Annotated in this window: 6 protein-coding genes; 1 reads left to right on the top strand and 5 read right to left on the bottom strand. The window is 44.7% G+C overall.

The window, feature by feature from the left end; all coding sequences use genetic code 11:
- From ACT3RN_RS12800 to leuS, 5 genes are all read right to left on the bottom strand, one after another.
- A partial coding sequence (locus ACT3RN_RS12800; protein ID WP_444518698.1) for an ABC transporter permease occupies positions 1 to 1671 on the bottom strand: 1671 nt, incomplete at its 3' end.
- A gap of 97 nt (positions 1672 to 1768) precedes the next feature.
- A complete protein-coding gene (locus tag ACT3RN_RS12795) occupies positions 1769 to 3109 on the bottom strand; it encodes an efflux RND transporter periplasmic adaptor subunit (protein ID WP_192519654.1) in 1341 nt (446 codons plus the stop codon).
- Between the two features lie 246 nt (positions 3110 to 3355).
- Positions 3356 to 4435, bottom strand: coding sequence for a DNA polymerase III subunit delta (locus tag ACT3RN_RS12790; RefSeq protein ID WP_192519653.1), 1080 nt, complete (start codon positions 4433 to 4435; stop codon positions 3356 to 3358).
- A gap of 63 nt (positions 4436 to 4498) precedes the next feature.
- Positions 4499 to 5215 carry an LPS-assembly lipoprotein LptE gene (locus ACT3RN_RS12785; protein ID WP_225739198.1) on the bottom strand — a complete coding sequence of 239 codons (717 nt, stop codon included), beginning with the start codon at positions 5213 to 5215 and terminating at the stop codon, positions 4499 to 4501.
- A 64-nt stretch (positions 5216 to 5279) separates the two neighbouring features.
- Entirely contained in the window at positions 5280 to 7967 is a 2688-nt protein-coding gene (gene leuS / locus ACT3RN_RS12780; protein WP_442477814.1) for a leucine--tRNA ligase, read from the bottom strand.
- 143 nt (positions 7968 to 8110) lie between these two features.
- Here leuS and ACT3RN_RS12775 point away from each other — a divergent pair, with 143 nt between their 5' ends.
- The gene (locus ACT3RN_RS12775) at positions 8111 to 8488 is read left to right on the top strand and encodes an arsenate reductase (RefSeq protein WP_442477815.1); all 378 of its coding nucleotides are present in this window, start codon (positions 8111 to 8113) and stop codon (positions 8486 to 8488) included.
- The last annotated feature ends 96 nt before the right edge of the window (positions 8489 to 8584 follow it).

Below are 8584 nucleotides of genomic sequence, written 5' to 3'. Positions count from 1 at the left end.
ACCAATACCACCAACGATCAGTGAGATAACAGCAACAGATGAGATAAGTAGGGTCATGGTGCCTGTGGTCGACTCAATGGTCTGACGAATAGAGTCTGAGTTACGAAGTTCAAAATCATCTTTACCATGGCGACCTTCTATCAATTCCGATATGGCAGTCTCAGCCACGCTTGATGAAATACTGTCATCTAATAACGCTACAAAACGATCAATATTGGCGCTGCCAGTAATGCGTGACATGACGGTAGTGTAGGGCATGTATATGATGGGTGTGGTGCTATCTGCGCCAAAACCACTGTCGCTCTCTTCAAGGACGCCAATGACTCGCCCAGGTACGCTACCGACCAGTAGTACTTCACCAATAGGGTCGTCAATATCTGCAAAGAATGCTTGTTTGGCATTATCATCGATAATAACGTCTTGGCTACGTAGGCTGATACTGTCTTCGTCAAACCCTTGTCCCGATGCCAACGTTTCACCAGTGACTTCTAGGTAATACTCACCAACACCATTAACTGTTGAGTCTTCTTGAACACTGCTATAACGCACACTGGCTGTACTATTTACCTGAGGACTCACATTGATGACATAGGGTTGATTACCGACAGCTTGAGCATCTTCTGGTGTGAGGTTGTCATCATTGTAACGGCGTCTTGGGTCGCCTCTAGGGTAACCATCATTCACCGTTATAGTATTGGTGCCCAGTGAGCTAATATTTGCGAGTATTTGTTGTTGAGAGCCTTGACCTAGACCGACGATAGAGACGACGGCAGCGATACCGATGATGATACCTAGCATGGTCAATAAAGTACGCATTTTGTGTGCTCGCATGGCGAGTAGGGACATCTTAAATGCTTCAAAAAATCGGTCAAGGAAGCTGCTAAATGCACTTTTGCGGTGACCGCTGAGAATAGATGCTGGTTGTTGTGTTGTTGGTTTATAATGCTCTGTTTTATAATCAGCAATGACATAGCCATCTTTTAGCTCAATCACTCGTTCGGCTTGAGCAGCAAGCTTGGGATCGTGAGTGACCATAATTATAGTATGACCTTGAGCATTTAGGTCATGCAAAATCTCCATGACATCTTCACCAGATTTACTATCTAGTGCACCAGTCGGCTCATCAGCCAAAATAACATCACCACCATTCATTAGTGCGCGAGCAACAGAAACACGCTGCTGCTGACCACCTGAGAGCTGGCTAGGTCGATTATTTACCTTTTCACCAAGACCCAAATCGGTCAATAGCTTTTCGGCACGTTGAGTCCGAGCGTTGGTATCCATACCTGCATAAACAGCAGGAACAGCGACGTTGTCTTTGGCGCTGATGTCACCAAGCAAATGGTAACGCTGAAAAATAAATCCAAAGTGCTCACGGCGCAATTCAGCTAACTCATCTGCTTCTAGCTTGTTTACTGATTGACCATATATTTTATAGTCACCAGCCGTTGCTTGATCCAAGCAGCCCAAGATATTCATTAAGGTGGACTTGCCAGAACCCGATTGTCCGATGATAGCGACCATCTCACCTTGATTGATCGTCAAGTCAACATCATGCAATACTCGAATGGTTTGCTCACCTGCCGGAAACTCTCGAATAACACCAGAGAGCTGCATAATGGGCTTTTCAGCTACGTTAGGTGTCTGTTGAGACGATTGAGATATAGTCATAGCAAGGTCTTTGTGTTTAATCTAAAGTAATAAAAATCGGTGTGGTAGGGCAGCTTTGTACCAAGCTTCTTCATAATCAACATATATCAGTGGTACGTTACATTCCTGGAGGACCACCGCCGCCTGGCATACGAGCACCACCGCCACCTGACGATTTAGCACCACCTTCACTGATAATGACTTTTTCACCTTCTTGTAAGCCACTCAAAATCTGCGCATTCACTCGATTGTCGATGCCTACTTCGACTGTGCGATCTTCGACTGTGTTATCGTCTTTTAAGACACGTATGAATGTATTGGTTTGAGACTCTCCATTTGCTTGATTTTTGGCAGGTCTTTCTTTTACGGCGGCTGATGGCACAAGCACGGCATCTGTCGCTTGGTCGATAACGATATAAAGTTGAGCCGTCATATCAATACGGAATAATCGATCAGTATTGGGTACTTCAATATAGCCAACATAGTAGATAGCAGAATCTGTTGAGCTGGTTTCACTGATCTCTTCAGGTGCAGGCTCGATAGCTGTTAAGGTAGCATCATATTTTTGGTCTGGATTACCGATAATATTGAAGTAGGAGGGCATGCCAGCACTAACGTTAATCACATCAGCTTCTGATATTTGGGCATTGATACGAACCGTTGATAAATCGGCTAGCGTAACCAGAGTCGGCGCTGTTTGATTGGCGTTGACGGTTGTGCCTTGTTCGGTGGTGATAGAAACGACCGTACCAGAAATGGGCGCACGAATCGTGGTATAGCTAAGATCTTCTGCAGCTGTACTAACATTGGTTTCGGCTATACGTATTGCTGCTTGCTGACTCTCGATATCTGCTTGCGTAGTAACAATAGCAGCCTTAGCAGTATCAATTGCCGCAAGCGCATTGTCTACCGCAGCTTGTGCTGTTTCGACAGTGGTTTCTTGTGTGTCATACTCCTGCTGAGAAATTGCATCGATAGAGACCAAAGACTCTAATCGAGCAAAGTCTGATTTTGCTTGTTTTAGTTCAGACTGACGGCTAGCAAGATCAGCATAGGCACTTTTTAGATTGGCTTGCTTGCTTAGTGTTTCTGCACGAGCACTTTGGAGTGCGGCTTCACTTTGCTGAAGGCTGGCTTGTTGATTGCTTAAGTTGTTCTTTTGCGTCACTTGATCAATCTGGGCAATCAAATCACCTTTTTCTACCTCATCGCCTACTTCTACATAGAGACGAGTCACTTCACCAGAAACCTGAGCACCAACATCAACGGTGTTGAGTGCTTTTACTTTACCTGATGCCATGACATTGTTTTCTATGTCGCCAATTTCAGCCGTGGCGGTTAAGTAGGTTGGACCTTCTTCTTTAGGTTTCAAAAAGTGATAGGCTAAGGCTGCTACTGCTACCACAATCAAAGCGATAACACCCCATTTAATAGCAGATTTTTTACTCATTTTACGCATGACGATTATCCAACCACAAAAGTATCAATTGTAGGTATAGTAAATGTTTGATACAAAAAAGGAAATGGCAATTAGTTTAAGAAAGGTTAAGGTTTTTTTTGAGCATGGTGGGAATAGAGAAGGAATAGGTGATAAGTGATAAGTGATAAGTGATGGTGCTATGACCATGGCTTTGACTAATGGTTTTTTATTTAACTGAGGCTATATTTAATGTGACTGAGAAGAAAATGAATGCGCCATTCAAAATTACTTTGGACTTTCAAATAACCTTTGACCTGATAACTCAAGCGCTGCTTGCAATAGTAGCTCCCACGCTGGCTGCTGGACCAACCCTTTGATTGCTTGATCACAGCGATATAAGAATGCAGGCCATTCGGCTGTGTGTACATTTGAGTGGCGGCGGCAGGCTTGTTGATACAGTCCTTGCTTACTACGCCAAATACCAAGTGATTGTGGATCTTGCCCATCCATTAATTGCATGATTTGACGCATATCTTTACTAATCGCCCACAGCACTAGAGTCGTTGGCTCATCAGTCGCTCTGAGCTGAAAGATGATTTTTGCCACTTGTGCGCTATTGCCTGCCAGCATGGCATCTGATAAGTCGAACACGCTAAATTGCGCGTCACTGACCAGTGCTGCTTGTAGGTCTTTAACATCAAGTGCCACGTTTGCTGTCGGTGGTATCTGACTGTCTGCGATTGAATTGGTGTTATCGTTATCACCGACCAGCTGCGGTGCAAACAGGTAAGACAGCCGCCACAAGGTTTGATAAGCACTGAGTAAATGATGCTCCGTATGTGAAATAAGTAACTGCCAAGCTTCTTGAGACAGTGTTAAACCAAACTGCTGGGCTTGTATTTGCAACAGTTGTTGTCGTTGCTGTTCATTGTATAGATTGCAGTCAATGATGTGACCGTACTGCGCAAATGGCGCAAACCATTTGCTACTTTGGGCGCGTTTGTCTTGTTTGGGTGTTAGCCATAGAAGGCTGTGACTGTGTGCACCTGATTGTGCATCGATGGCGAAGCGTTCTAACTCAGCAATAACGGCTTTGTCAGGTTTATGATTGCCGGTCACGATTAATGCGCTCGCATCATCGAATAAAGATTGGCTACCTAACTCTGACAGCACTTCCTGCCAGCTCTTGACTGATACCAGCTCTATGCGTTTAATGGCGTAATTTTGCGCGTGCCAATGAGGACGCAGCGCATCGATGAGCCATTGACTGAGCAAGGGCTCATCACCATGCGCCAGCCACAAGCCCGCTACTGTAACGGATGGTTGCAGTAGCTTTGGATAGGCTCTTATAAAGGTATCTTGCATAGACTGGTAGTACACAGGTTGATGGCAGTGAGTATCAAATGTTCAGTTGGCAATACGCTTATGTTAAGGGTTTGGTGTCACAACGGCGGTTGATGATGAGCCATTACCAGGTTGTACGGGTATGGTGGCACCTGCTGATGGCACTTTAGGGAGAGAAAGTGCCGCATACTGATCCGTGATACGGCGTGCCAAGCTATCATATAGCCACTCAGTAATTTGATTGCCTTGCTGATCATCAGTGCTAACCGATGCATCATTGTATTGATAGCTGCGCTCAATTTGTATGGGGTTGCTTAACGTGATTGGCTGACCATTTTCCATGGTTTGGTAGCTGACATCTGCTGATATAACTAAGCGAATTTCTGTTAAAACACCGACTAACTCATACTGTTTAAAACGGAGATTGCTAATATTAATCGCAGCAATAGGTTCAGCGCTGGTCTGATTATTATTAGCGACATCTTTTGCTGTCATATTACTAATAACGTTGACGCCTAAAGCCTCTAGGTTTTTTGTTAACGGTAGCTTGAGTGGGAAGGACGTGCGATCATCTTCGATGATGACTGCTGTTTTGGCAACATTTAAGAGCATTGGGGTATCATAGCCACGCAGTTGAAAACCGCAACCGCTGAGCGCTGCTGTGGCGCCTAATACTGTAAACATCGGTAGGGCAGCAAGCAATGCTGTTGCTAGTTTCTGTCTACCAAGGCTTACAGTAGTATAGCGTTGTTCGCGCTGTTTACTTTGATGTAACTGACCAGTTCGATGTTTATACGACATAATCGCTATCCTCAAATTATAAAAAGGCTTAGATTAGATAGAGCATCCACTAAGCCTAAAATATCTAACCCACAACCACGATATTAACCAACTTATTAGGAACGACGATTTCTTTTTTGATTTCACCAGTAATGAACTTTGCCACACCTTCAATCGCCCGAGCTTGTGCTTTTAGCTGCTCTGGATCGCTGTTTGGGGCGACATCCATCTTACCGCGCATCTTACCATTAACTTGTACGACCATCGTGATGGTATCCTGCACCAGCGCACTTTCATCAACAGTTGGATAGTTTAGAGTAACAGTATCTAGTCCCAACTGTTCAAGTAAGTGCTCACCGACGTGCGGTGCATACACCGATAACATAATCAGTAAATCTACCAATGCTTCATGCTGCACTCGTAGGTCTTGCTCATTAGTGACCTTAAAACCAGTTAACTCGTTGGCAAGCTCCATGAGGCTAGATACGGGCGTGTTTAGTGCCAAGCGATCACCCAAATCACTGTCAATCTTAGCAATCGTTTCGTGCGTTTTACGACGTAAGTTTTTGGCTTCTTTGCTTAGCCCTTCAGTATTAAGTACTTCGCTATTTAGCGTCGTCAGATCTAAGTTTGCAGCAGTCAGTGCTTGCATGTGCTCAGCGGCAATACGCCACACTTTCTTCACGAAGTTATAAGGGCCTTTTAACGCATCATCCGACCACTCTAGCGTTTGGTCAGCAGGCGCGGTAAATAGCGTGTATAGACGAACGGTATCAGCACCATACTTATCGATGGTAATCTGTGGATCGACGCCGTTATTCTTTGACTTAGACATTTTTTCGATTTTGCCAATAGTCACTGGCTGTCCATCAGATTTTAAGATGGCTTTAATCGGTTGACCGCGATCATCATAGTCAATATCGATGTCTTCGGCGAAGTAATAGGTGGTACTACCATCTGCATTGACGCGATAGAAAGTACCAGCGAGTACCATGCCTTGAGTCATCAAGTTGGCAAACGGCTCGTTGCCAGATACCAAGTTTTCATCACGCATGAGTTTGTGAAAGAAACGCGCATAAAGTAGATGCATCACAGCATGCTCAACACCGCCGACATATTGATCAACAGGTAGCCATTTATTGGCAGCAGATTTATTGACCATGCTTTGCGCATCATTTGGACTAGCAAAGCGTGCGTAATACCAGCTCGACTCGACGAAGGTGTCAAAGGTATCGGTTTCACGTTCAGCAGGGTTACCACATTTAGGGCAAGTGGTGTTTACAAACTCTGGAATGTTTTTGAGTGGGTTGCCGCGACCATCAGGGACGACATCAGTCGGTAGGACGACGGGCAAGTCTTTTTCTTCGACAGGCACAGTACCACAATGCTCGCAATTGATCATTGGGATAGGGCAACCCCAATAGCGTTGACGTGAGACACCCCAATCACGTAAGCGATATTGGATTTTTTTCTTGGCTAATTGTTTTGGCTCAAGCTTGGCTAGCATTGCTTCAAACGCTTGCTCAAAGTCTAGATCGTCAAACTCGCCTGAATTCACCAAGGTGCCGCGTTCAGTATAGGCAAGGTTTGGCTCAGAACCGTCTGCTTTGGCATCAGCAAGCACAGACTCTTTATAACCTTCAGGTGACTGGATGACTTGTTTAATAGGCAGGCTATATTTGTTCGCAAATTCATAATCACGCTCATCATGAGCGGGAACCGCCATCACAGCACCTGAGCCATAGCTCATTAGCACATAGTTCGCAACCCAAACGGGTACTTCTTCGCCAGTTAGTGGGTGAGTGACAGTCAGACCTGTGTCCATACCGACTTTTTCGGCTTTGGCCAAATCGGCTTCAGCGACTGAGCCTTTTTTACACAAGGCACAAAAATCTGCGATTGCTTTATCATTCTCAGATGCATACTGTGCAAGCGGATGCTCTGCGGCAACTGCCACATAGGTGACGCCCATCAAGGTATCAGGACGGGTAGTGAACACATCTAAGGTATTGCTTTCACCTGCCAACTCGTATGGAAAGTGTACTTCCATACCCGCACTACGACCGATCCAGTTACGCTGCATGGTCAGTACTTCTGATGGCCAATGACCTTCTAATTGATCCAAATCATCCAGCAGCTCATCAGCATAGTCAGTGATGTTGAAGTAATACATAGGAATGTCGCGCTTCTCAACTGCAGCACCACTACGCCAGCCTTTGCCATCGATGACCTGCTCATTGGCCAATACCGTATTGTCAATCGGGTCCCAGTTGACCGTCGATAGCTTTTTATAGACCAAGCCTTTTTTGTATAACTGTAAGAATAACCACTGCTCCCACTGATAGTATTCAGGGCTACAGGTAGCGAACTCGCGTGACCAGTCAATAGATAGGCCTAGTAACTTAAGCTGTGCGCGCATGTTGTCAATATTGGCAAACGTCCACTTGGCAGGTGGGGTTTGATTGGCGATCGCGGCGTTTTCTGCTGGCAAGCCAAAACCATCCCAGCCCATTGGCTGCATGACTTCATGACCTTTTAGGCGATAGTAACGGCTCAGTACGTCCGAAATTGTATAGTTACGCACGTGCCCCATATGTAGCTTGCCGCTTGGATAAGGAAACATAGACAGCATATAACGGCTTGGCTTATCGCTTGGCTCATTACTAACTTCGAAGCGCTTGTCAGTTGCCCATTTGGCTTGTTGCGCCGCTTCGATAGCTTGTGGGTTATAATAATTGTTTTCTGCTTGGTCAGATGTCACAGTATTACTCATAGTGGGCTCTAGATTGAATATTTTGATAAGAAAATTAGATACGCTAGAATAGCGCAAATCGGCAAAAAATGCGATGGGGCAACGTAATAATAGAGCAGTATTAAGAAGTTTATAAGCACTTAAGATATTATATAGGAATCATTATGACCATCACTATTTACGGTATCAAATCATGCAGCACCATGAAAAAGGCGTTTACTAAGCTTGAGGAGTTAGGTGTTAGCTATGATTTTCATGATTATAAAAAACAAGGCATCGACAAACCAAGCGTCCAGCGTTGGGTAGATGCGCTAGGTATCGATAAAGTGCTGAACAAGCGTGGTACCACATGGCGCAAGCTGACCGATGAGCAAAAGCAAGCAGCTGATGCCGATATAAATAACGCGATTGATTTACTAGTCGAAAACACCAGTATGATTAAGCGTCCGATTGTGGAAGGTCAGATTGACGATAAAAATCAAAGTCAGTCAATATTGCTGTGCGGCTTTAATGAAGCTGAGTTTGAGGCGGTTTTTTCATAAATAATTTTCATAAAAAGCTGTCACTTTGACAAATTATAAACTATGCTCTCATCGGTAGAATTAAGTTTACTAATTTATAGGGTCTATTGAATGTTT

It is taken from the genome of Psychrobacter sp. AOP5-GZ1-6, assembly GCF_052376345.1.
Lineage (GTDB): Bacteria > Pseudomonadota > Gammaproteobacteria > Pseudomonadales > Moraxellaceae > Psychrobacter.
Note: the sequence above shows the minus strand (reverse complement) of the source record. Positions and strands in the feature narration are given on the sequence as shown.